This is a genomic window from Mycobacterium sp. Root265, assembly GCF_001428895.1.
Classification (GTDB): domain Bacteria; phylum Actinomycetota; class Actinomycetes; order Mycobacteriales; family Mycobacteriaceae; genus Mycobacterium.
Genome location: NZ_LMJA01000022.1, coordinates 112950 through 134242, shown reverse-complemented (window position 1 = coordinate 134242; position 21293 = coordinate 112950). Strand labels below are relative to the sequence as shown.

The 21293-nt window shown below is 67.6% G+C and carries 23 protein-coding genes; 12 read left to right on the top strand and 11 right to left on the bottom strand.

Translation table 11 applies throughout. From position 1 onward, the window contains the following. Positions 1-27: 27 nt before the first annotated feature. The 7 genes from ASE48_RS17185 to ASE48_RS17155 all read right to left on the bottom strand — a co-directional run bounded on the left by ASE48_RS17185 (position 28) and on the right by ASE48_RS17155 (position 9020). A complete protein-coding gene (locus tag ASE48_RS17185; RefSeq protein WP_057168315.1) occupies positions 28-606 on the bottom strand; it encodes a DUF1707 SHOCT-like domain-containing protein in 579 nt (192 codons plus the stop codon). Between the two features lie 72 nt (positions 607-678). Beyond that, a complete protein-coding gene (locus ASE48_RS17180; RefSeq protein ID WP_057168314.1) occupies positions 679-1434 on the bottom strand; it encodes an enoyl-CoA hydratase family protein in 756 nt (251 codons plus the stop codon). Then, on the bottom strand, positions 1434-2594 hold the full coding sequence (locus ASE48_RS17175) for an acyl-CoA dehydrogenase family protein (RefSeq protein ID WP_057168313.1): 1161 nt from the start codon (positions 2592-2594) through the stop codon (positions 1434-1436). Before ASE48_RS17175 ends, ASE48_RS17180 begins: the two co-directional genes overlap by 1 nt. Continuing rightward, positions 2591-4567: an ATP-binding protein gene (locus ASE48_RS17170; RefSeq protein ID WP_057168312.1), complete on the bottom strand. Its 1977-nt coding sequence runs from the start codon at positions 4565-4567 to the stop codon at positions 2591-2593. The genes ASE48_RS17175 and ASE48_RS17170 overlap by 4 nt, the downstream gene beginning before the upstream one ends. Positions 4568-4579: 12 nt before the next feature. Then, positions 4580-6175 (bottom strand): acyl-CoA carboxylase subunit beta, encoded by a 1596-nt coding sequence (locus ASE48_RS17165; protein WP_057168311.1) that lies wholly within the window; start codon positions 6173-6175, stop codon positions 4580-4582. Continuing rightward, positions 6172-7320: an acyl-CoA dehydrogenase family protein gene (locus ASE48_RS17160; protein WP_235571280.1), complete on the bottom strand. Its 1149-nt coding sequence runs from the start codon at positions 7318-7320 to the stop codon at positions 6172-6174. Before ASE48_RS17160 ends, ASE48_RS17165 begins: the two co-directional genes overlap by 4 nt. Further along, positions 7317-9020, bottom strand: a complete 1704-nt coding sequence (locus tag ASE48_RS17155; protein WP_057168309.1) for an acyclic terpene utilization AtuA family protein — start codon at positions 9018-9020, stop codon at positions 7317-7319. The genes ASE48_RS17160 and ASE48_RS17155 overlap by 4 nt, the downstream gene beginning before the upstream one ends. 254 nt (positions 9021-9274) lie before the next feature. On the opposite strand from ASE48_RS17155, the gene rpmF reads away from it, so the two are divergent. From rpmF to ASE48_RS17115, 9 genes are all read left to right on the top strand, one after another. Beyond that, entirely contained in the window at positions 9275-9448 is a 174-nt protein-coding gene (gene rpmF, locus ASE48_RS17150) for a 50S ribosomal protein L32 (RefSeq protein ID WP_057168308.1), read from the top strand. Between the two features lie 87 nt (positions 9449-9535). Continuing rightward, complete coding sequence (locus tag ASE48_RS17145) at positions 9536-10225, top strand: response regulator transcription factor (protein ID WP_057168307.1); 690 nt, start codon at positions 9536-9538, stop codon at positions 10223-10225. Continuing rightward, entirely contained in the window at positions 10225-11754 is a 1530-nt protein-coding gene (locus tag ASE48_RS17140; protein ID WP_057168306.1) for a HAMP domain-containing sensor histidine kinase, read from the top strand. Before ASE48_RS17145 ends, ASE48_RS17140 begins: the two co-directional genes overlap by 1 nt. Before the next feature lie 148 nt (positions 11755-11902). Beyond that, entirely contained in the window at positions 11903-13201 is a 1299-nt protein-coding gene (locus ASE48_RS17135) for a S1C family serine protease (protein ID WP_057168305.1), read from the top strand. A 56-nt stretch (positions 13202-13257) separates the two neighbouring features. After that, positions 13258-13752 (top strand): MogA/MoaB family molybdenum cofactor biosynthesis protein, encoded by a 495-nt coding sequence (locus tag ASE48_RS17130; RefSeq protein WP_057168304.1) that lies wholly within the window; start codon positions 13258-13260, stop codon positions 13750-13752. Positions 13753-13879: 127 nt separating this feature from the next. Then, positions 13880-14038, top strand: a complete 159-nt coding sequence (locus ASE48_RS33140; protein WP_200962190.1) for a hypothetical protein — start codon at positions 13880-13882, stop codon at positions 14036-14038. A gap of 377 nt (positions 14039-14415) precedes the next feature. Further along, positions 14416-15069: an MspA family porin gene (locus ASE48_RS17125; RefSeq protein WP_057168303.1), complete on the top strand. Its 654-nt coding sequence runs from the start codon at positions 14416-14418 to the stop codon at positions 15067-15069. A 99-nt stretch (positions 15070-15168) separates the two neighbouring features. Next, positions 15169-15522 (top strand): hypothetical protein, encoded by a 354-nt coding sequence (locus ASE48_RS17120; protein ID WP_057168302.1) that lies wholly within the window; start codon positions 15169-15171, stop codon positions 15520-15522. 172 nt (positions 15523-15694) lie between these two features. Then, entirely contained in the window at positions 15695-16048 is a 354-nt protein-coding gene (locus tag ASE48_RS17115; RefSeq protein WP_057168595.1) for a hypothetical protein, read from the top strand. Between the two features lie 75 nt (positions 16049-16123). Here the strand turns inward: ASE48_RS17115 and mscL are convergent, their stop codons facing one another. The 4 genes from mscL to ASE48_RS17095 form a co-directional block, all read right to left on the bottom strand. Beyond that, entirely contained in the window at positions 16124-16531 is a 408-nt protein-coding gene (gene mscL, locus ASE48_RS17110) for a large-conductance mechanosensitive channel protein MscL (RefSeq protein ID WP_057168301.1), read from the bottom strand. A 64-nt stretch (positions 16532-16595) separates the two neighbouring features. Next, on the bottom strand, positions 16596-17255 hold the full coding sequence (locus tag ASE48_RS17105; protein ID WP_057168300.1) for an SAF domain-containing protein: 660 nt from the start codon (positions 17253-17255) through the stop codon (positions 16596-16598). Positions 17256-17322: 67 nt separating this feature from the next. Further along, complete coding sequence (locus ASE48_RS17100; RefSeq protein ID WP_057168299.1) at positions 17323-17667, bottom strand: FmdB family zinc ribbon protein; 345 nt, start codon at positions 17665-17667, stop codon at positions 17323-17325. 67 nt (positions 17668-17734) lie between these two features. Then, on the bottom strand, positions 17735-18316 hold the full coding sequence (locus ASE48_RS17095; RefSeq protein WP_057168594.1) for a 5-formyltetrahydrofolate cyclo-ligase: 582 nt from the start codon (positions 18314-18316) through the stop codon (positions 17735-17737). A gap of 53 nt (positions 18317-18369) precedes the next feature. On the opposite strand from ASE48_RS17095, the gene ASE48_RS17090 reads away from it, so the two are divergent. From ASE48_RS17090 to ASE48_RS17080, 3 genes are read left to right on the top strand one after another with little or no spacing between them, the layout of a single operon-like run. Further along, positions 18370-19281 (top strand): UTP--glucose-1-phosphate uridylyltransferase, encoded by a 912-nt coding sequence (locus ASE48_RS17090; RefSeq protein WP_057168298.1) that lies wholly within the window; start codon positions 18370-18372, stop codon positions 19279-19281. Between the two features lie 39 nt (positions 19282-19320). Beyond that, positions 19321-20574 (top strand): molybdotransferase-like divisome protein Glp, encoded by a 1254-nt coding sequence (glp, locus tag ASE48_RS17085; RefSeq protein WP_057168297.1) that lies wholly within the window; start codon positions 19321-19323, stop codon positions 20572-20574. Then, a complete protein-coding gene (locus ASE48_RS17080) occupies positions 20574-21227 on the top strand; it encodes a GNAT family N-acetyltransferase (RefSeq protein WP_057168296.1) in 654 nt (217 codons plus the stop codon). The genes glp and ASE48_RS17080 overlap by 1 nt, the downstream gene beginning before the upstream one ends. Positions 21228-21293 lie beyond the last annotated feature (66 nt).

Sequence of the window (21293 nt, the reverse complement as noted above, 5' to 3'; positions counted from 1 at the left end):
GCGTGCAATTCGAGCAAAGAAAACGTCTCAGCTGTTCTTGCGTTTTTTGCGCTTGATGCCGACGCTGCCCCACAACGAGAAGCCGCGGATGGTGATGCACGGCGCGCCGGGTGTGCCCTGCTCGCCGACGTGATCGAAGGAACCCATCACGCCGTGGCCGCGGACGGCGACGTTGACCTCCGGCGGCAGCAGAATGGTCTGTCCGCCGAAGATCGAGATCGAGTGGATGTCCACCTCGGGCGAGGTGAAATCGGCGTACCGAAGGTCGATCACACCGCCGCCGAACAGCGCGAACGACGTCAACCGTTTCGGGACATTCCAGCGACCGCGCCGCTCGAAGCCGCTCAGGATGGCCAGCAGCAGCGTCGACGGTGCGGGCTTGCGGGTGCCACCGCAATTGGCGGTGGTGGCGAAGTCCGGCAGATCGGCGGACAGCCGGGCCAGTTCGCCGTGCGTGGTGGCGGCGTAGGCCTTGGCCAACCGCTGCTCGTATTCGTCCATCGACAGCCTGCCCTGGGAGGCGGCGTCGGTCAGCAACTGGGCTACCTGAATGCGCTCGGCGTCGCCGGCGCGGGTCGAGCCGTTCTGCCACGACGAAGTGCTCATTGTTACTGAGCCTACGACTCACGCCGATAAACGCAAGCTCGTCGTCGAAACTGGCAAACGCGAGGAGTTCGCTCACGCCCAGTCGGGCTGGCGTTTCTGCAGGAACGCCAGCATGCCCTCGCGGGCCTCGGCGGAGGTGAACAGTTCGGCGGACTGCGCAGTCAACGCGTCGGCGTGCGCGTCGAACCCAGCGAGGATGCCGGCCGTCGTCAGCGCCTTGGACGCCGCCAGTCCCTGGGGGGAGGCCTTGGCGATATCGGCGGTGAGGGCGTCCACTGCGCCGGCCACGTCGTCGGCGGCCACGGTGATCAACCCGATGTCCGCTGCCTCCTGCGGACCGAACTTCTCCCCGGTCAGGAAGTACCGCCCGGCCGCCCGCGCAGTCAGCTTCGGCAGCAGCGTCAGCGAGATGATCGACGGGGCGACACCGATGCGGGCCTCGGTGAGCGCGAAGGTGCTCTGCGGTCCGGCCACCGCGATATCGCACGCCCCGACCAGTCCCATCCCGCCGGCGCGGACGTGCCCGTCCACGGCGGCGATCACGGGCACCGGCGCCGCCAGGATCGCCCGCAGCAGCCGGGTCATCTCCTGGGCGCGGTCCACCGCGATATCCCCCGGGTCGCGGCCTGCGGCCTCACTGAGGTCCGCGCCCGCACAGAAGGTCCGGCCGGTGTGGCCGAGCACCACCACGCGTGCGCCGGCCGCGATGGCGTCGTCGAAACCTCTGTGCAGTTGCTCGACGAGCGCGGTGGACAGCGCATTGTGGTTGTGCGGCGAGTCCAGCGTCAGCCGGGCCACCCGGCCTTCCAGGGCGTAGTGGACGAGCATCAGTACGACCGAGGCAGGCCCAGCGAGGTCTGCGCGACGAAGTTGAGGATCATCTCCCGGCTCACCGGCGCGATGCGTGCCAACCGGGACGCGGTGAGCACCGAGGCGATGCCGTACTCCTTGGTCAGCCCGTTGCCGCCGAGGGACTGCACGGCCTGGTCGACGGCCCGCACCGAGGCCTCACCCGCGGCGTACTTGGCCATGTTCGCGGACTCGGCGGCACCGAAGTCGTCACCGCTGTCATAGAGTGCGGCGGCCTTCTGCATCATCAGCTTGGCGAGCTCGATCTCGATGTGGTTCTGCGCCAACGGATGCGAGATGCCCTGGTGCGCACCGATGGGTGTCTTCCACACCTGCCGGGTCTTGACGTAGTCGGTGGCCTTGCCGATGGCGAAGCGTCCCATGCCGACGGCGCTGGCCGCACCCATGATGCGCTCGGGGTTCAGCCCGGCGAACAGCTGCGCGATCGCTGCGTCCTCGGAGCCGACCAGCGCGTCGGAGGGCAACCGCACGTCGTCGAGGAACACCTGGAACTGGTACTCGGGACTGAGGATCTCCATCTCGATCTTCGTCCAGGACAACCCGGGGGTGTCGGTGGGCACCACGAACAACGCCGGCTTCAGATTGCCGGTCTTGTGATCCTCGGTGCGGCCGACGACGAGCACCGCCTGGGCCTGGTCGACACCGGAGATGTAGACCTTCTGGCCGGACAGGATCCAGTCGCTGCCGTCGCGGCGCGCGGTGGTGGTGATGCGGTGCGAGTTGGAGCCGGCGTCGGGTTCGGTGATGGCGAAGGCCATCGTGATCGAGCCGTCGGCGATCCCCGGGATCCAGCGCTTCTTCTGCTCGTCGGTGCCGAACTTGCTGATGATGGTGCCGTTAATGGCGGGGGAGACCACCATCATCAGCAGCGGACAGCCGCCCGCCGACATCTCCTCCATCACCATCGACAGCTCGTACATGCCCGCACCGCCGCCGCCGTACTCCTCGGGCAGGTTGACCCCGATGAAGCCGAGTTTGCCTGCCTCCGACCATAGTTCGTCGATGTGTGCGCCGGCGCGCGCCTTCTCCAGATAGTAGTCCTGGCCGTAGTTGGCGGCCATCGCGGAGACGGCCTTGCGCAGTGCCTGCTGTTCCTCGGTTTCGATGAAGCTGGTCATGATTGATCTCCTTCGGGGTTCTCGATCCGGGCCAGGACGGCTCCGACCTCGACCTGTTGTCCGGGTTGCACATTCAGTTCGGCGAGCACACCGTCGCCCGGTGCGGTGATGGTGTGCTCCATCTTCATGGCCTCCAGCCAGATCAACGGCTGCCCGGAGGTGACGGTGTCTCCTGCCGCGGCGCCCACCCGCACCACCGAGCCGGGCATCGGGGCGAGCAGCGAACCGTGCGCCACCGCGGAGTCCGGGTCCGGGAAACGCGGAAGGCTGGTCAGCCGGGCCGGCCCGATCGGCGAATCGACGAAGACGTCGTCGCCGTAGCGGGCCACGTCGAAGGCCTGCTCAGCGCCATCCACCGACAGCACCACGCGGGAGGGGCTGGTCGACACCACGGTGACGCCCGGGAAGTCGGGCAGCCCGATTCCGTTGCGGCCGAAGCGGTACCGGATGAGCTGTTCTTCATCGGCGGCATCGCGGAATGCCCGGGTCTGGTAGCCCGAGATGAGGTTGCGCCACCCGCTGGGTGCGGGGCCGAAAGCCGTTGCGGTGCCGCGGTTGTGTGCGGCATCGGCGAGTGCGGCGGCCAGCGCCGACAGCGCGGCGGTGTCCGCCGGTCCGGCGGCCAGGTCGGCCAGCCCGTGGGTGTCGAAGAACGCGGTGTCGGTGGCACCGGACAGGAACGCCGGGTGCCGCAGCACGTTGACCAGCAGGTGACGGTTGGTGCCCACCCCGTGGATCCGGGCGCGCGACAGCGCGTCGGCGAGGGTGACTGCGGCTCGCTGGCGGGTCGGCGCGAAGGAGATCACCTTGGCCAGCATCGGGTCGTAGAACACCGACACCTGGGACCCGTCCACGATGCCCGAATCCAGCCGCACCCCGACCCGGCCGAGCGTGCCGAACTCGGTGCGCGCGGCGGGTACCTCGAAATGGTGCACGGCACCGGCCTGCGGCTGCCAGCCCCTGGCCGGATCTTCCGCATAGAGCCGGGCCTCGATCGAATGTCCCTGCGCGGCAGGTGGTTGCGCGGGCAGCGCCACACCGTCGGCCACCTCGATCTGCAACTCGACGAGATCGAGACCGGTGGTCTCCTCGGTGACCGGATGCTCCACCTGCAGTCGGGTGTTCATCTCCAGGAAGAAGAAGTCACCCTGGGACCCCGGATCGGAGCTGGCCATGAATTCGACGGTGCCCGCGCCGGTGTACCCGATCGCGTCGGCGGCGAGCCGGGCGGCCTCGAAGAGCTTGGCGCGCATCCCCGGTGTGCGTTCCACCAGGGGTGAGGGCGCCTCCTCGATGACCTTCTGGTGCCGGCGCTGGATGGAGCATTCGCGCTCGCCGACGGCCCACACGGTGCCGTGCTGATCGGCCATCACCTGGACCTCGATATGGTGACCGGCGGCCAGATAACGTTCACAGAACACCGTCGGATCGCCGAAGGCGGACTGGCTTTCCCGCTGTGCCGCCGCGACTTCGGTGGGCAGCGATGCCAGATCGTGCACCACCCGCATACCGCGGCCGCCGCCACCGGCGGATGCCTTGATCAGCACCGGCAGCTGCGCGGCGGTGACAGTATCGGGATCCAGTTCGGCCAGCACCGGAACGCCGGCGGCGGCCATCAGCTTCTTGGCCTCGATCTTGGATCCCATCGACCGCACCGCTGCCACCGGCGGGCCGATCCAGATCAGCCCGGCGCGCTGCACGGACTCGGCGAAATCCGCGTTCTCGGAGAGGAATCCGTAACCCGGATGGATGGCGTCGGCACCGGCCTTGTGCGCGGCGGCGATGAGCTGACCGGTGTCCAGATAGCCGTTGCGGCCCTCCAGGCGTACCCGCACATCGGCCTCGGCGACGTGCGGGGACGCGGCGTCGGGATCGGTGTACACCGCGACGGTGCCGATGCCGAGGCGACGGCAGGTGGTGAACACCCGGCGGGCGATCTCGCCGCGGTTGGCGACGAGGACTCGTGTGATCATGCGTTTACGCCCTCACATCCGGAAGACGCCGAAGTTCGACGTCCCCTCGATCGGTCCGCTCGCGATGGCGGACAGGCACATTCCGAGCACGGTGCGGGTGTCCCGCGGGTCGATGACACCGTCGTCGTAGAGCCGGCCGGACAGGAACATCGGCAGGGATTCGGCCTCGATCTGCGCCTCGACCGCGGCGCGCAACGCGGCGTCGGCGGCCTCGTCGACCTGCTGGCCGCGCGCCTCCGCGGCGGCCCGGCTGACGATGGACAGCACGCCGGCCAGCTGCGTCCCGCCCATCACCGCGGATTTCGAACTGGGCCAGGCGAACAGGAAACGCGGATCGTAGGCGCGCCCGCACATGCCGTAATGGCCGGCCCCGTAGGACGCCCCGATCAGCAGCGAGATGTGCGGCACTCCTGAGTTGGAGACGGCGTTGATCATCATCGATCCGTGTTTGATCATGCCGCCCTCCTCGTACGCCTTGCCGACCATGTAGCCGGTCGTGTTGTGCAGGAACAGCAATGGCGTGTTCGCCCGGTTTGCCAGCTGGATGAACTGGGTGGCCTTCTGCGACTCCTCGGAGAACAGCACGCCGCGGGCGTTGGCGAGGATGCCGACCGGATAGCCGTAGAGCGTGGCCCAGCCGGTGACCAGCGACGAACCGTAGAGCGGTTTGAACTCGTCGAAATCCGAACCGTCCACGATGCGGGCGATGACGTCGCGCGGGTCGAACGGGATGCGCAGGTCGGCTCCGACGATGCCGAGCAGTTCCTCGGCGTCGTATGCGGGTTCGACGACCGGGACCGGCACCGGGCCCTGTTTGCGCCAGTTGAGCCGCGCCACGATGCGCCGTCCGATGCGGATGGCGTCGAGCTCGTCGTTGGCCAGGTAGTCACCCAATCCGGAGGTGCGGGCGTGCATCTCGGCGCCACCCAGGGACTCGTCGTCGGATTCCTCGCCGGTGGCCATCTTGACCAGCGGGGGACCGGCGAGGAACACCTTGGAGCGTTCTCTGATCATCACCACGTGATCGGACATGCCGGGCACATAGGCGCCGCCGGCGGTGGAGTTGCCGAAGACCAGTGCGATGGTGGGGATCCCGGCCGCCGACAGCCGGGTCAGATCGCGGAACATCTGCCCGCCCGGGATGAAGATCTCCTTCTGGGTGGGCAGGTCGGCGCCGCCGGATTCCACCAGGGATATCACCGGAAGCCGGTTCTCCATGGCGATCTGGTTGGCACGCAGGATCTTCTTCAACGTCCATGGGTTGCTGGTGCCGCCCTTGACGGTGGGGTCGTTGGCCACGATCAGGCACTCGACACCCCCGACGGCACCGATGCCAGTGACGACGCTGGCGCCCACCGTGAAATCGCTGCCCCAGGCGGCCAGCGGGCTCAGCTCCAGGAACGGGGCGTCCGGGTCCAGCAGCAGTTCGACGCGTTCGCGTGACGTCAGCTTGCCCCGGGCATGGTGGCGGTCGACGTATTTGGTGCCGCCGCCGGCCAGGCTGCGCTCATGTTCTCCTGCCAGCTCGGCGAGCTTGACCGACATGGCGTCGGCGGCCTCGCCGTACCCGGCTGCGCGCGGATCCAGGGTCGATTTGAGTCTCGTCATTGCAGGCCCATCGTCTTGGCTGCCAGCGCGGTGAGGATCTCTGTGGTGCCGCCGCCGATGCCCAGGATGCGCATGTCGCGGTACTGGCGCTCGACCTCGGATTCGGCCATATAGCCCATCCCGCCGAACAATTGGACGGCCTGGTTGGCCACCCATTCGCCGGCCTCCACGGCGGTGTTCTTGGCGAAGCAGACCTCGGTGATCAGGTTCGTCTCACCCGCCATTTCACGCTCCACCAGCCGGTGGGTGTACACCCGCGCCACATCGATGCGACGCGCCATGTCGGCCAGGGTGTTCTGCACGGCCTGCCGGGAGATCAGTGGACGGCCGAAGGTCTCGCGGTCGCGGCACCACTGCACGGTCAGGTCCAGGCAGCGCTGCGCGCTGGCATAGGCCTGCGCGGCCAGTCCCACGCGTTCGGAGACGAAGGCGCCGGCGATCTGCACGAAGCCGGTGTTCTCCGCCCCCACCAGGTTGGCGGCCGGCACCCGCACATCGGTATAGGACAGCTCCGCGGTATCGCTGGAGCGCCAGCCCATCTTCTCCAGCTTACGGCTGACCTCGAAGCCCGGAGTGTTCTTGTCCACCAACAGGAGTGACACCCCGGCCGCGCCCGGTCCGCCGGTGCGCACCGCGGTCACCACGTAATCGGCGCGCACCCCGGAGGTAATGTAGGTCTTGGCGCCGTTGACGATGAAATCGTCTCCGTCCCGGACCGCTTTGGTGGTCAGGTGCCCGACATCGGAGCCGCCGCCGGGTTCGGTGATGGCCAGTGACCCGATGAGATCGCCGCGCAAGGTGGGGCGCACGTAGGTGTCGATGAGGCGCTGATCGCCGGAGGCGATCATGTGCGGCACCGCGATGCCGCAGGTGAACAGTGAGGCGAAGGTGCCGCCGGGCACGCCGGCCTGGTGCAGTTCCTCGCAGATGATCACCGCGTCGGCGCTGTCGCCGCCTCCGCCGCCCACCGATTCCGGGTAGGGCGCGCCGAGCAGCCCGGCCGCGCCGGCCTTGACGTGCAGTTCGCGGGGCAGTTCACCGGTGCGTTCCCAGTCCTGCGCGTAGGGCAGGATCTCGCGTTCGGCGAACGCCCGCACCGTCTTTCGCAGATCGTCACGTTCTGGGGCGTGCCAGATATCGGTCACAAAGACAACAGCCTTTCCGGGATGTCGACATGTCGAGATCTCAGCCATTCGCCGAGACCTTTGGCCTGCGGATCGAATCGGGCCTGATAGGCGACACCCTGTCCGAGGATGTCCTCGATGACGAAGTTCACCGCCCGCAGCCGGGGCAGCAGATGCCGCGTCACCGGCAGACCGGCCGTCTCGGGGAGCAGTTCGCGCAGCTTCTCTACGGTCAAAGTATGTGCCAGCCAATCCCATTCGGGATCGCTGCGCACCCACACCCCGACATTGGCGGAGCCGCCCTTGTCGCCGCTGCGGGCGCCGGCGATGCGGCCCAGGGGTGCCCGGACGGTGGGGCCCGACTCTGCCGGCTCGGGGAGCGCGGGTGCCTCGGCGGGTTCGACCGCCAGCGTCTCGGCTGCCGGGGCGATGTCCACCCGGGTGCCGTCGGCGAGCACGGCGACGTGCGGGACCGCGGCGGCGTCGACGAAGCCCGGGGTGAACACGCCGTACACCTGGCCGTCTCCGGGCGGCGCCGTCGAGGTGAAGCCCGGGTAGCTGGCCAGGGCCAGTTCCACTGCGGCGGAGGAGAACTGCCGCCCGACGATCTTCGGGTCCTGGTCGCGGACGACGCAGTGCAGCAGCGCGCTGGCGGCTTCCTCGGTGTCGGCGTCGGGATGATCGGTGCGGGCCAGCGTCCACTGCAGCTCGGCGGGCCGGACCGTGAGGTGGCTTTCCAGCTGGGACCTGATCAGCGCGGCCTTGGCCTCGATGTCCAGGCCGGTCAGCACGAACGAGGTGGCATTGCGGAATCCGCCGATGCTGTTCAGCGAGACCTTCAGCGTCGGGGGCGGAGCCTCGCCGCGCACCCCGCTCACCCGGACCCGATCGGGACCGGCTGCGGTGACCGAGACCGAATCCATGCGCAGCGTGACGTCCGGATTCGGGTAGCGCGCACCGGCGATCTCGTAGAGCAGCTGGGCGGTGACGGTGTCGGTGCTGACCAGTCCGCCGGTCCCGGGGTGCTTGGTGATGATCGAGGAGCCATCGGCGGCGATCTCGGCGATCGGGAAGCCGGGATGGTTCAGGTCGGGTACCTCGTTGAAGAACGAGAAGTTGCCGCCGGTGGCCTGGGCGCCGCACTCGATGATGTGGCCGGCCGCGACCGCGCCGGCCAGCGCGTCGTAGTCCGTGCGGGTCCAGCCGAAGTGGGCGGCGGCCGGTCCGACGATCACCGAGGCGTCGGTGACCCTGCCGGTGACGACGATTTCGGCGCCGGCGGTCAGGCACTCGACGATGCCCCAGGCGCCCAGGTAGGCGTTGGCGGCCAGCACGCCTGGGAACCCGAGCTCGTCGGCCCGCGCGATGAGGTCGTCGCCCTCGACATGGGCCACGTTCACCGTCAGTCCGAGGCGGTCGGCGAGGTCGCGCACCGCGGTGGAGAGTGCTCGCGGGTTCAGGCCGCCGGCGTTGGCGACGATCTTCACGCCCTTGTCCAGGGCGAGTCCGAGGGTGTCTTCGAGCTGGCGCAGGAACGTCTTGGCGTAGCCGAGTTCGGGGTTCTTGGCCCGGTCGCGGGCCAGGATCAGCATGGTCAGTTCGGCCAGGTAGTCGCCGGTGAGGTAGTCGAGCTCACCACCTTCGAGCATCTCGCGCATGGCCGCGATGCGGTCACCGTAGAACCCCGAGCAGTTGCCGATCCGGACTGCTGCAGACTGCACCCATCACTCCCATCGCACTCCGACCAACCGGTAGGTAGGTTACTCGGTACCGACGGTATCGCGTCAAGGGGTGGGCCCCGATCGGTGCGTTGTTTCAGTCTCGCGCAGCAGCCGCGCCGAAAGGCGGAAACCGCGCATGTGTTTCGCGCTGAGGCGTGCGGTTTGGAGGCATCCGGCGGTGCGGGCTATTCTGTAGTGCAAATTGCCGTCGCTGTTCGCTGCGCGGCGGAAACCCGCAAGAGGAGATCTCCAACATGGCTGTGCCCAAGCGCCGGATGTCGCGCTCGAACACCCGTAGCCGCCGGTCGCAGTGGAAGACCGAGGCCGTCGGCCTGGTCAACGTCGCTGTGGGTGGCCAGCAGCGCAAGGTGCCGCGTCGCCTGCTCAAGGCCGCTCGCCTCGGCCTGGTCGACCTCGACCGCAAGTAACCGCTGCGCTGGATGTCGCCTGGCCGTTGCGGCTCCGTGCGGCGCGTCTCTCAGGTCGCTCTCAGATAGAGGGATGACACTGTGGCTGTGCGCATTCTTGTCGTTGATGACGATCGCGCGGTGCGCGAATCTCTGCGCCGGTCGCTTTCGTTCAATGGTTATTCCGTCGAGCTCGCCCAGGATGGTGTCGAGGCTCTCGAGGCGATCTCCAGTGACCGACCGGACGCCCTTGTCCTGGACGTGATGATGCCGAGGCTCGACGGCCTCGAAGTGTGCCGGCATCTCCGCAGCACCGGTGACGATCTGCCCATCCTGGTGCTCACCGCCCGGGATTCGGTGTCCGAACGGGTGGCCGGCCTGGACGCGGGAGCCGATGACTATCTGCCCAAGCCGTTCGCGCTGGAGGAACTGCTGGCCCGGATGCGGGCCCTGTTGCGTCGTCGCACCCTTCCGGACGAGTCCGCGGACTCCCGGGCGCTCACCTTCTCCGATCTGAGCCTGGACCCGGTGACACGGGAAGTGTCCCGCGGTGAACGGCAGATCAGCCTGACCCGCACCGAGTTCTCGCTGCTGGAAATGCTGATCGCCAACCCCCGGCGGGTGCTCACCCGCAGTCGCATTCTCGAAGAGGTCTGGGGATTCGACTTCCCGACCTCGGGTAATGCGCTGGAGGTGTACGTCGGTTACCTGCGTCGCAAGACGGAGGCCGAGGGTGAACCGCGGCTCATCCACACCGTGCGCGGGGTGGGTTATGTGCTGCGGGAAACCCCGCCCTGATGCGGCTGTTCAAGAAACCGGTGTTCCGATCGGACAGTCAACGCCGGTACACCAGAAACGTCAGCGCGGTCTCGCTGCGCTGGCGGGTGATGCTGCTGGCGATGTCGATGGTCGCGATGGTCGTCGTGCTGATGGCCGTTGCCGTGTACGCCGTGGTGTCCCGCTCCGTCTATGACGACATCGACACCCAGTTGCACAGCCGGGTGCAGTTGCTCATCGAGAGCGGCTCGCTGGCCAAGGATCCCGGCAAGGCCATCGAGGGCACCGCATATTCCGATGTGAACGCCATGCTGGTCAGCCCGGGATGCTGTATCTACACCGCCAACCAGCAGGGCCAGACGCTGCCACTCGGAGCGCCGGAGAAAGCCGTCGTCCAGGGCGAGCTGCTTATGTCGCTGCGCACCGTCAACAACCAGCGGGTGCTGGCCGTGCACCTGGCCAACGGCGACTCGCTGCTGATCTCCAAGAGCCTTGCGCCCACGATCGCCCTGCTGAACAGGCTGGGCACCGTGCTGGCCATCGTCGGCGCCTCCGGTATGGCGGTGGCCGCCATAGCCGGCGGGATGGTCGCCCGCGCCGGTCTGCGCCCGGTGGCCCGGTTGACCCAGGCCGCCGAGCGGGTCGCGCGCACCGACGATCTGCGGCCCATCCCCGTGGTCGGCACCGACGAGCTGGCCCGGCTTACCGATGCGTTCAACATGATGTTGCGCGCGCTCGCGGAATCGCGGGAGCGCCAGTCCCGGCTGGTGACCGACGCCGGGCACGAGCTGCGCACTCCGCTCACCTCGTTGCGCACCAATGTCGAGCTGCTGATGGCGGCGATGGCGCCCGGCGCTCCGCGGTTGCCCGCCGGCGAGATGGTCGAGCTGCAGGCCGATGTGATTGCCCAGATCGAGGAATTGTCCACATTGGTGGGCGATCTGGTGGACCTCACCCGCGACGACGCCGGTGTGGTGATCCGGGAGAAGGTCGACCTGTCCGATGTGGTGGATCGCGCACTGGAACGAGTTCGACGCCGCCGCAACGATATTGACTTCGACGTGCAGTTGATCGACTGGCAGGTCGACGGCGACGTCGCCGGACTGTCCCGGGCGGTGCTCAACGTGCTCGACAACGCGGCCAAGTGGAGTCCGCCCGACAGCACCGTGCTGGTGCGGCTGAGGCAACGTGACGCACTGCACGCCGAACTCGTGATCTCCGATATGGGCCCGGGCATTCCGCCGCAGGAACGCGAGCTCGTGTTCGAGCGCTTCTACCGCTCCACATCGGCCCGTGCGATGCCGGGTTCGGGTCTGGGGTTGGCGATCGTCAAGCAGGTGGTCCTCAAACACGGTGGGACACTTCAGGTTGAGGACACCGTGCCCGGAGGTGAGCCGTCGGGTACCTCGGTTCGCCTCGTGCTGCCCGGCCGGCGGGTGTTGCCCGAGAGCGCCACGGCGACCGCGCCGTTCCAGGTGCCTGCCGGTTTGTCGCCGACACGCGGGGACAAATCGATGGACGCCACGTCTTCGGGCGCCGACAATGGGTAGCGGGGTGTGACGTGGGGAAATCTTCAGAAATTGATGGGTTCCTACGCGTCATTCTCTAAGTGGATTCTCAGCCCCACTCGGCACTGTATGGCTGTCCGATGCGTTGAACAGATAACTGAACCGCTGAAAAGAAAGAGCGCCGAGCGATATGACGAACGACCCGAGGTACACACCGCCTCCGTCCCAGCCCGGCTACGAAGCGAACCCGACCGGCTATTCCACGCAGCGCAACACTTACCAGCAGGGCTACCAACAGCAGCCCTATGACTGGCGCTACGCCCAGCAGCATCCCCAGCAGACGCGGTCGCAGTACGACCCGTACCGCCCGGCCGGAACGCCCGCCGCCAGGCCCCAGAAGCGTTCGCGTGCAGGCGCTTTGATTGCCGGCGCGGCAGCGATAGCGGTCGTCTCCGCCGGTATCGGCGGCGGCGTGGCGGTGCTGGCTCAGCCCGACCAGCCCTCCACCAGCTTCTCCAGCGGCGGCGGTGCCACTCCGGGCATGCCGGCGGCGAGCCTGCCGGTGGGCTCGGTGGAGCAGGTTGCGGCCAAGGTGGTCCCCAGCGTGGTCAAGCTGGAGACGAACCTGGGCCGGGCCTCCGAGGAGGGTTCGGGCATCATCCTGTCCACCGACGGACTGATCCTCACCAACAACCACGTCGTCGCCACCGAAGGCGCGCCCGGCGGGCGGCCGCAGACCAAGGTGACCTTCGCCGACGGTCGCACCGCACCGTTCACGGTGGTCGGCACCGACCCCAGCAGTGACATCGCCGTGGTGCGGGCCGAAGGGGTATCGGATCTGACCCCCATCGCACTCGGGTCCTCGGGGGATCTGCGGGTCGGCCAGGACGTGGTCGCGATCGGCTCGCCCCTCGGCCTGGAGGGCACCGTCACCGTCGGCATCGTCAGCGCGCTGAACCGCCCGGTGGCCGCCGGCGGGAACAGCAATGACCAGAACACCGTGCTGGACGCGATCCAGACCGACGCCGCGATCAACCCGGGTAACTCCGGTGGCGCGCTGGTCAACATGAACGGTGAGCTGGTCGGGGTGAACTCGGCCATCGCGACCCTCGGTGGCGATTCCGCGGAGTCCCAGAGCGGCTCGATCGGCCTCGGGTTCGCCATTCCGGTGGACCAGGCCAAGCGGATCGCCGACGAGTTGGTGCAGGGCGGCACCGCATCGCACGCCTCGCTGGGTGTGCAGGTCGGTAACGATGCCTCGGTGGACGGCGCCAAGATCGTCGAGGTCACCGAGGGCGGTGCGGCGGCTGCGGCGGGACTGCCCAGCGGCGTGGTGGTCACCAAGGTCGACGGACGCGTGATCAACAGCGCCGACGCCCTGGTCGCCGCGGTGCGCTCGAAGGCGCCCGGTACCAAGGTGACGTTGACCTTTCAGGGGTCCGGCGGAGCCGAGACCCTGGACGTGACCTTGGGGAAGGCTCAGCAGTGACCGTATTGGAACCCTTGTCGAACTCGTTGACGGCGTCCGGATATACGGTGACTGTCATGGAACAACCAGCGGAGTTCGTCGGGCGGGCGCTCGTTGTCGTCGTCGACGACCGGACAGCACACGGCGAAGAGGATCACAGCGGACCGTTGGTCACCGAGCTGCTCGGTGAGAGCGGTTTCCTGGTGGACGGGGTCGTGGTGGTCTCCGCCGACGAGGTGGAGATCCGCAACGCGCTCAACACCGCCGTCATCGGCGGAGTCGACCTGGTGATCTCGGTCGGCGGCACCGGGGTGAGCCCCCGCGACGTGACCCCTGAGGCCACTGTCGAGCTGCTCGACCGTGAGTTGTTGGGCATCTCCGAGGCGTTGCGCGCTTCCGGGCTGTCTGCGGGCATCGTGGATGCCGGCGTATCGCGCGGACTGGCCGGCATCTCGGGCAGCACCCTCGTGGTGAACATCGCCGGCTCACGTGCCGCGGTGCGGGACGGCATGGCCACCCTCAACCCGCTCGCCGTCCAGGTGATCGGGCAGCTCTCGAGCCTCGATATCTGAGCCGGGAAGTGCGTGTCCGGATGGCAATCATGCAGGTCTGCGCACTCTTTTCAAGCGCGGCAGGTTACGGGCAGGTGAACGGTAATCCCACCGCCAATGTGACGTTGGTCACAGGAGCTACCGCATCGTGACCGGGCCTACGCGGCCATCGAAGGACGCAGTTAACGCGATCTTCGGCGAGGAACTGCCGAGCACCACCCGCGACGAGCGTGATGGCGATACCTCCGAAGAGAACTTCGACCGCGATCGGTGGCTCCGGGACAACGTCCCTCCGCACCACGACTGAGCAGTAATTTCCCCCTGATCGGCTGGAATCTTCTTGATTCCAGCCGATCATTTCTTTCTCCACGACGTGCGAAGCAAACTGAGGCACGCTAAGTTGTCGCGCTGGTCACGACACCTTGAATACCTCTGTATGGCCGTCCCAGCAAACCCTGGAGCCCCATCGGGTCGGGTCCCCGCGATGGGACCTACGCGTTGCCGGGTTGATGGGGCACCGTTATGTTCCTCGTGTCAACGATGAGCGAATCGTAAGAGCAACATGTGGAGTTTCTAATTCGCACCACATGGAGGTCTTGCAAGGTGTGATATCTCGGTAGGGCCGGGATCCGCATCAACAAACACGGTTGACAGCACACCAACCGTCGGCAGCATAGGGAGAACATGAAGGTAATCAGTCGGGTGCTGATCGCGATGATCGCGGCCATTGCGTCGCTGTTCGTGAGCACAGGCACCTCCAACGCGGGTCTGGACAACGAGCTCAGCCTCGTGGACGGCAAGGACCGGACCCTGACCATCCAGCAGTGGGACACCTTCCTCAATGGTGTGTTCCCGCTCGACCGCAACCGCCTGACCCGCGAGTGGTTCCACTCCGGCAAGGCCAAGTACATCGTCTCGGGTCCGGGCGCTGAGGACTTCGAGGGCGTGCTGGAGCTGGGCTACCAGGTCGGCTTCCCGTGGTCGCTGGGCGTCGGCATCAACTTCAGCTACACCACCCCGAACATCGCGTTCGACGGTCAGGACTACGGCTACGTGGGCCCCGGTGGCGTCGACTTCGACATCATCCCGGCCATCGTGACCCCGCCGCTGTTCCCCGGTGCCTCGATCAGCGCCGACCTCGGCAACGGCCCCGGCATCCAGGAAGTTGCGACCTTCTCCGCTGACGTCGCAGGCGAGAGCGGTGCGGTTGCAGTCTCCAACGCTCACGGGACCGTGACCGGTGCTGCCGGCGGCGTGCTGCTGCGCCCCTACGCACGGCTCATCGCCTCGGAGGGTGACAGCGTCACCACCTACGGCGAGCCCTGGAACATGAACTGACAGTTCGCTCCTAAACCCGACGTTGCCATGTGGCCCGTGCTCTGACAGGCGGGCCACATGGTGACGAGTGGGACTACCCAAGCAGGAAAGGAAAGGGTCATGGCCCTATCGAAGAAGCTTGCAGTTCTCGGGTTCGGTTCATTTGCGGGTGCCACGCTGCTGGCCGGTCTGGGCAGCGCCACCGCGAGTGCAGAGGTCGAGGAATCGGCACCGGCCCCCTATGTCACCAGCCGTCAGGCCCTCCTGGTCGACGACAACGCCCTTCGGGTGGCCGATTATGGCCAGGCACGCGGGTTCCTGGACACCCGCAGCGCCGACTCCGGCATCGTCCACGCCCAGGGTGAAGGTGTGCACGTCGACACCATCAAGGCGGTGCCGGGCACCAAGTCCGCGCCGTTCAACCTTGAGTCCAACGGCTCGTTCGTCTTCAGCCCGCCGATTGGCGACTGGTGACCGACGTTTCGTAGTTGCTTCACGCAAACGCCCGGTCGGGGTTCTCCCCGGCCGGGCGTTTTGCTGTGTGGGGTCAGCCGTCGATGGTGAACCGGCAACCCGCCGGTGTGACACGCGCTACCCTTGGGGCACCAGGTGTAGATGCTGGACGACAGTTGAGAGAGTGGCGCTCATGGCTTCATCGAAGAAGTTCGTAATCCTCGGGCTCGGTTCCTTCGCGGGAGCGACGCTGCTGGCCGGTCTGGGCAGCGCCACCGCGAGTGCAGAGGTCGAGGAATCGGCACCGGCCCCCTATGTCACTAGCCGTCAGGCGCTGCTGGTCGACGACAACGCGCTGCGCGTGTCCGATTATGGCCAGGCGCGCGGGTTCCTCGAGACCCGCAGCGCCGACTCCGGCATCGTGCACGCCCAGGGTGAAGGTGTGCATGTCGACACCATCAAGGCGGTGCCGGGCACCAAGTCCGCACCGTTCAACCTCGACTCCAACGGGGCGTTCGTCTTCAGCCCGCCCATCGGCGACTGGTGATCGTCGTCCGATAGCTGTCAACCACCAACGCCCGGCTGGGTTCTCCAGCCGGGCGTTGGTGTGCGTGTCGCCGGATCAGGCGTCGGGAGTGACGCGTTCTCCGGCGGTCGGACCGGGACGCGTCGCCAGCAGGTCGCGGATCTCGGTGAGCAGCACGACCTCGGCCTCGACCGTCTCCTCTTCCTTCTTCCGGAACTTGCTGTAGGGCAGCACGATCAGGAAGTAGACGACGGCGGCGACGAGGACGAAGTTGATCATCGCGGAGAGCAGCACATTAAGGTCGATGGTCTGATCGCCGCCGATGGGGATGCGCAGCACCCCGTAATCGGATTCGCCGCCCGCGCCGATCCGGTCGATCAGCGGCTGGATGATGCTCTCGGTGAATTTGGTGACGAGCGCGGTGAACGCGGTGCCGATGACCACCGCGATCGACAGATCGACGATGTTGCCGCGCAGCAGGAATTCCTTGAAACCCTTGATCATGCGGGGACCCTTCCAGCAGGTAATGGTGACACGCAAACAGTAACCGAGCAGGTGGCGCCCGGAGTCAGTGAAAGGTCACGGTGATCTGGCGGGTGAGCGCCGCACCGGCCACCGCATTGGCGGCGTGCCGCGGCAGTGCCACCAGCACCACCCGGCCTGTCGAGCCTGCCGGACCCGCGGGTTCGGCCGACACCAGCGCGACGACAGCCTCGGTCGCGATGACCTCCGGCGGGGTGTCCGGCCCGGTGCCGGTGCTGCCGGCCGCGAGGACGTCGACGACGTCTCCGGGCCGGATGAGATCGACGAGCGCATCGTCGGCGAGGTGCAACGGCACGATCCGGGCGTCGGGACCGGCGCTCGCCTCGGTCAGCCGGGTTCCGAGCAGCCGTACGTCGGTGAGCACCTCACCGCGGCGCGCTGGGCCGGCCAGAGTGGCTCCGATCACGACGCCCACGTCTCCGGTCGCGCCGTCGGGAACTGTTGTGGCCAAACGGGATTCGACGACGATATCGCCGGCGGTGAGCGGTGCGCCCGGGGGTAGGTCGCGCAGTGCGATGACGACATCGGTGCGCTCACCGGCCGGGTCCGGGCGTAACGCGGCGACGGCGGCCAGCACCACCAGCAGCCCGGCGGCGGTTCGGCGGGCGGCGACGGTACGCGTCCAGTCCGGGCGTAGTGCCCGGCGCAGCCGGGACAGCACCGATGGATTCAGCGATTCCCCCACCAGGGCAACGCTAGGCGGCCCGGGGGTATGACGGCAGTCGGCGACGGCGTGCCCTGTGGATAACTCGCTAGCTGGAGGCTGCGGCCGGCGTCGAGCTGGTCGAGCTCGACGACGAGGACGACGAGGTACTCGAGGAATCCGAGGAGCTGCTCGAGGAGTCCGAGGAACCGTTGGATGTCGACGTCGAGCTGTCGCTGCCCTTCGACGAGCCCACGGTGCTGCTGGACTTCGAGGAGTCGCGGCTGTCGTTGCGGTAGAAGCCGCTGCCCTTGAATACGACGCCCACCTTGCCGAACAGCTTGCGCAGCCGTCCGTTGCACTTGGGGCATACGGTCAGCGCATCATCGCTGAACGCCTGGACCTCGTCGAACCGATTGTCACATTCGGTACACGCGTAGGAGTAGGTAGGCACGAAATCCTCCGAGACTGTCAAACCTTCTAGCACTCTAGCGGCTCAAGTGCTAGAACCGCTACGTGGGCTAGGTCATTCCCAACCGGATCAGGCCCCGGCCGGGGGTCAGGGCATGCGTCATCGGGACGTCGTGCGGTTCGGCGGGAACGGCGTCGAGAAGTTCCTCATCACGGACCACCGCGATCAGTTGCGCGCCGGCGGCGGCCAACGGCAGGGCACGGTCGTAGAAGCCGGCGCCCCGGCCGAGCCGGTTGCCGTGATGGTCCACGGCCAGCGCGGGCACCAGGACGACCGACGCCTCAGCGATGGATTCCGGGGTCAGCCACGGCGGCGGCGGTTCGCGCAAACCGAAGGGCGCCGCAACCAGCTCCCCGGGCCGGTACTCGGCCCACTGCATGGGCAAATTGGTGCGTGCGATCGGCACCAGAATCCGCACCCCGAACAGGACATCCAGCAGCGGTACCGAATCCTTGGCCGCGCCGGGCTCGGATCCGACCGGAATGTAGGCGCCCACGGTGCCGGCACCGAAGGTGAGTTCGGATATTTGCGTTTGCAGGGAACGTGTTTCCGTTGCCCGCTGGTGCTCGGTGAGCGCCCGCCGAGCCGCAAGAATCCTCGTCCTGAGCGCGGGTTTTGTCCGGATTGACACGTTTGCGCCGACACCCTTCGCCTGAACCACCATTGGGCATTAGTGTGTCAACGATGGCACAGGCACTTGTTCCTATTCCGCGGACCGCTGTGGTCCCCGCGGCAGGTCTGGGAACCCGATTTCTCCCGGCGACCAAGACGGTCCCGAAGGAACTGCTACCGGTGGTCGACACCCCGGGCATCGAGCTGGTGGCCGCCGAGGCTGCCGAAGCCGGCGCCGAGCGGCTGATCATCATCACCTCCGAAGGCAAGGACGGCGTCGTCGCGCACTTCGTCGAGGACCTGGTGCTGGAGGGCACGCTGGAGGCCCGCGGCAAGCATGTGATGCTCGAAAAGGTGCGCCGCGCACCCGCGCTGATCAAGGTGGAGGCCGTGGTGCAGGCCGAACCTCTCGGCCTGGGGCACGCGGTGGGCTGTGTCGAGTCCACGCTGCTGCCCGACGAAGATGCCATCGCCGTGCTGCTGCCCGACGATCTGGTGCTGCCGACCGGCGTACTGGAGACGATGTCCAAGGTGCGTGCCAAGCGCGGCGGAACGGTGCTGTGCGCCATCGAGGTCCCCGGCGACGAGATCAGTGCCTACGGTGTGTTCGACGTCGAGGTGGTGCCCGACGCGGCGAACCCGAATGTGCTGAAGGTCAAGGGCATGGTCGAGAAGCCCAAGCCCGAGGACGCACCGTCGCACTTCGCAGCGGCAGGCCGCTATGTGCTCGACCGGGCGATCTTCGACGCGCTGCGCCGGGTCGACCGCGGTGTCGGTGGCGAAATCCAGCTGACCGACGCCATCGCGCTGCTCATCGCCGAGGGCCATCCGGTGCACGTGGTGGTGCACCGCGGTTCCCGACACGACTTGGGAAATCCCGGCGGCTACCTCAAGGCTGCGGTTGACTTTGCGCTAGAGCGCGACGACTACGGACCGGAACTGCGGCGCTGGTTGGTCGAGCGATTGGGCCTGGCCGGAGAATAACGACAGCACGGCGGGTCTTGGACAGGAGAAAGGCATGCAGTGCGGTCGGTTGAGGAGCAGCAGGCTCGAGTAGCGGCCGCTGCGGTGGCTCCCCGGCCGGTGCGGGTGGCCATCGCCGAATCCCAGGGCTTGATGTGCGCCGAAGAGGTGGTCACCGAAAGGCCGTTGCCGGGATTCGACCAGGCGGCGATCGACGGTTACGCGGTGCGCAGCGTGGATGTGCTGTCGGTCGGCGGGACCGATGACGACGGCCTCAACCGCGAGGTCAGCCTGCCGGTGGTGGGCGAGATCGAGGCCGGCGCACGGACACCGAGCCGGTTGCAGCCACGCCAGGCCGCGCGCGTGCAGACCGGCGCGCCGATGCCCACCCTTGCCGATGCGGTGCTGCCGCTGCGCTGGACCGACGGCGGCCAGTCCCGGGTCCGGGTGCTGCGCGGTGTGCGCTCGGGTGCCTATGTGCGCCGCACCGGTGACGATGTACAGCCCGGAGACGTCGCGGTGCGGGCCGGCACGATCATCGGCGCCGCACAGGTGGGTCTGCTCGCGGCGGTGGGCCGCGACAAGGTGATGGTGCATCCGCGTCCCCGGATGACGGTGCTCTCGGTGGGGGGCGAGCTCGTCGACGTGTCCCGGACCCCGGGCAACGGTCAGGTGTACGACGTCAACTCCTACGCACTGGCTGCGGCCGGCCGCGATGCGGGCGCCGAGGTGAACCGTGTCGGCATCGTCGACACCGACCCCGCGAAGCTCCGCGAGGTCGTCGAGGGGCAGATCAGTCGTTCGGAAGTGGTGGTGATCGCCGGCGCGGTCGGCGGTGCCGCGGCCGAATCGGTGCGTGCGGTGCTGTCCGAGCTCGGCGAGATGGAAGTGGTGCGGATCGCCATGCACCCCGGGTCGGTGCAGGGCTTCGGGCAGCTGGGCCGCGACGGGGTTCCGGTCTTCCTGCTGCCGGCCAACCCGGTCAGCGCGCTGGTGGTTTTCGAGGTGATGGTCCGTCCGCTGATCCGGATGTCGCTGGGGAAGCGTGCGCCGATGCGCCGGGTCATCCAGGCCCGCACGCTGGCCCCGATCTCCTCGGTGGCCGGCCGCAAGGGTTTCCTGCGCGGGCAGCTCATGCGCGATCAGGACACCGGCGAGTATCTGGTGCAGGCACTCGGCGGCGCGCCCGGGTCGTCCTCGCATTTATTGGCGACTCTGGCCGAGGCGAACTGCCTCGTCGTCGTCCCCAGCGAGGCCGAGCAGATCCGAACCGGCGAGGTCGTGGACGTCGCCTTCCTGGCCCAACGCGGCTGATGAACCGCTGGCGCACCAGTCCGGCTCATCCAGGTTGGCCGGTTCCGGTGGGACCCATCAGGGTGCCGGTAGGCCTGGTGGGCCTGCGCCCGGTGCGGCTGCGCGACGGCGCCCAGTGGAGCAGGTTGCGGCTGGCCGACCGCGCGCACCTGGAACCCTGGGAACCCAGCTCCGAGGCGAGTTGGGAAATGCGCCATGCACTTTCGTCGTGGCCGGCGGTGTGTTCGGGTCTGCGGGGCGAGGCGCGCCGAGGGCGGATGCTGCCGTTCGTCATCGAACTCGACGGGCAGTTCGCCGGCCAGATCACCATCGGCAACGTCACGCACGGCGCGCTGCGCTCGGCGTGGATCGGCTACTGGGTCACCAAGGAGTTCACCGGTGCGGGCGTGGCGACGGCGGCTTTGGCGCTGGGGCTCGACCATGCCTTCGGCCCAGTGATGCTGCACCGGGTGGAGGCCACGGTGCGGCCCGAGAACGCGGCCAGTCGGGCGGTGCTGGCCAGGGCGGGTTTCCGGGAGGAAGGCCTGCTCAAGCGCTATCTCGATGTGGACGGCGCGTGGCGCGATCACCTGCTGGTGGCCATCACGGTCGAGGAGGTCGAAGGCTCGGTGGCTGCCCGGTTGGTGCGCTCGGGCCGGGCGAGCTGGACTTAGCGGCGAAATTTCCCCGAGCAATTTGTTACTCGTGTGACTTATGTGGCTAATGGTGCTTGTATCCGG

Bases quoted from the DNA above. Each gene is read 5' to 3' on its own strand.
- ASE48_RS17115 (WP_057168595.1), top strand. From the start codon at position 15,695: ATGGCTTCATCGAAGAAGTTCGTAATCCTCGGGCTCGGTTCCTTCGCG.
- ASE48_RS17175 (WP_057168313.1), bottom strand. From the start codon at position 2,594: ATGACCAGCTTCATCGAAACCGAGGAACAGCAGGCACTGCGCAAGGCC.
- ASE48_RS17140 (WP_057168306.1), top strand. From the start codon at position 10,225: ATGCGGCTGTTCAAGAAACCGGTGTTCCGATCGGACAGTCAACGCCGG.
- mscL (WP_057168301.1), bottom strand. From the start codon at position 16,531: ATGATCAAGGGTTTCAAGGAATTCCTGCTGCGCGGCAACATCGTCGAT.
- ASE48_RS17120 (WP_057168302.1), top strand. From the start codon at position 15,169: ATGGCCCTATCGAAGAAGCTTGCAGTTCTCGGGTTCGGTTCATTTGCG.
- ASE48_RS17090 (WP_057168298.1), top strand. From the start codon at position 18,370: ATGGCACAGGCACTTGTTCCTATTCCGCGGACCGCTGTGGTCCCCGCG.
- ASE48_RS17130 (WP_057168304.1), top strand. From the start codon at position 13,258: ATGGAACAACCAGCGGAGTTCGTCGGGCGGGCGCTCGTTGTCGTCGTC.
- ASE48_RS17125 (WP_057168303.1), top strand. From the start codon at position 14,416: ATGAAGGTAATCAGTCGGGTGCTGATCGCGATGATCGCGGCCATTGCG.
- ASE48_RS17165 (WP_057168311.1), bottom strand. From the start codon at position 6,175: ATGACGAGACTCAAATCGACCCTGGATCCGCGCGCAGCCGGGTACGGC.
- ASE48_RS17080 (WP_057168296.1), top strand. From the start codon at position 20,574: ATGAACCGCTGGCGCACCAGTCCGGCTCATCCAGGTTGGCCGGTTCCG.
- ASE48_RS17185 (WP_057168315.1), bottom strand. From the start codon at position 606: ATGAGCACTTCGTCGTGGCAGAACGGCTCGACCCGCGCCGGCGACGCC.
- rpmF (WP_057168308.1), top strand. From the start codon at position 9,275: ATGGCTGTGCCCAAGCGCCGGATGTCGCGCTCGAACACCCGTAGCCGC.
- ASE48_RS17170 (WP_057168312.1), bottom strand. From the start codon at position 4,567: ATGATCACACGAGTCCTCGTCGCCAACCGCGGCGAGATCGCCCGCCGG.
- ASE48_RS17180 (WP_057168314.1), bottom strand. From the start codon at position 1,434: ATGCTCGTCCACTACGCCCTGGAAGGCCGGGTGGCCCGGCTGACGCTG.
- ASE48_RS17135 (WP_057168305.1), top strand. From the start codon at position 11,903: ATGACGAACGACCCGAGGTACACACCGCCTCCGTCCCAGCCCGGCTAC.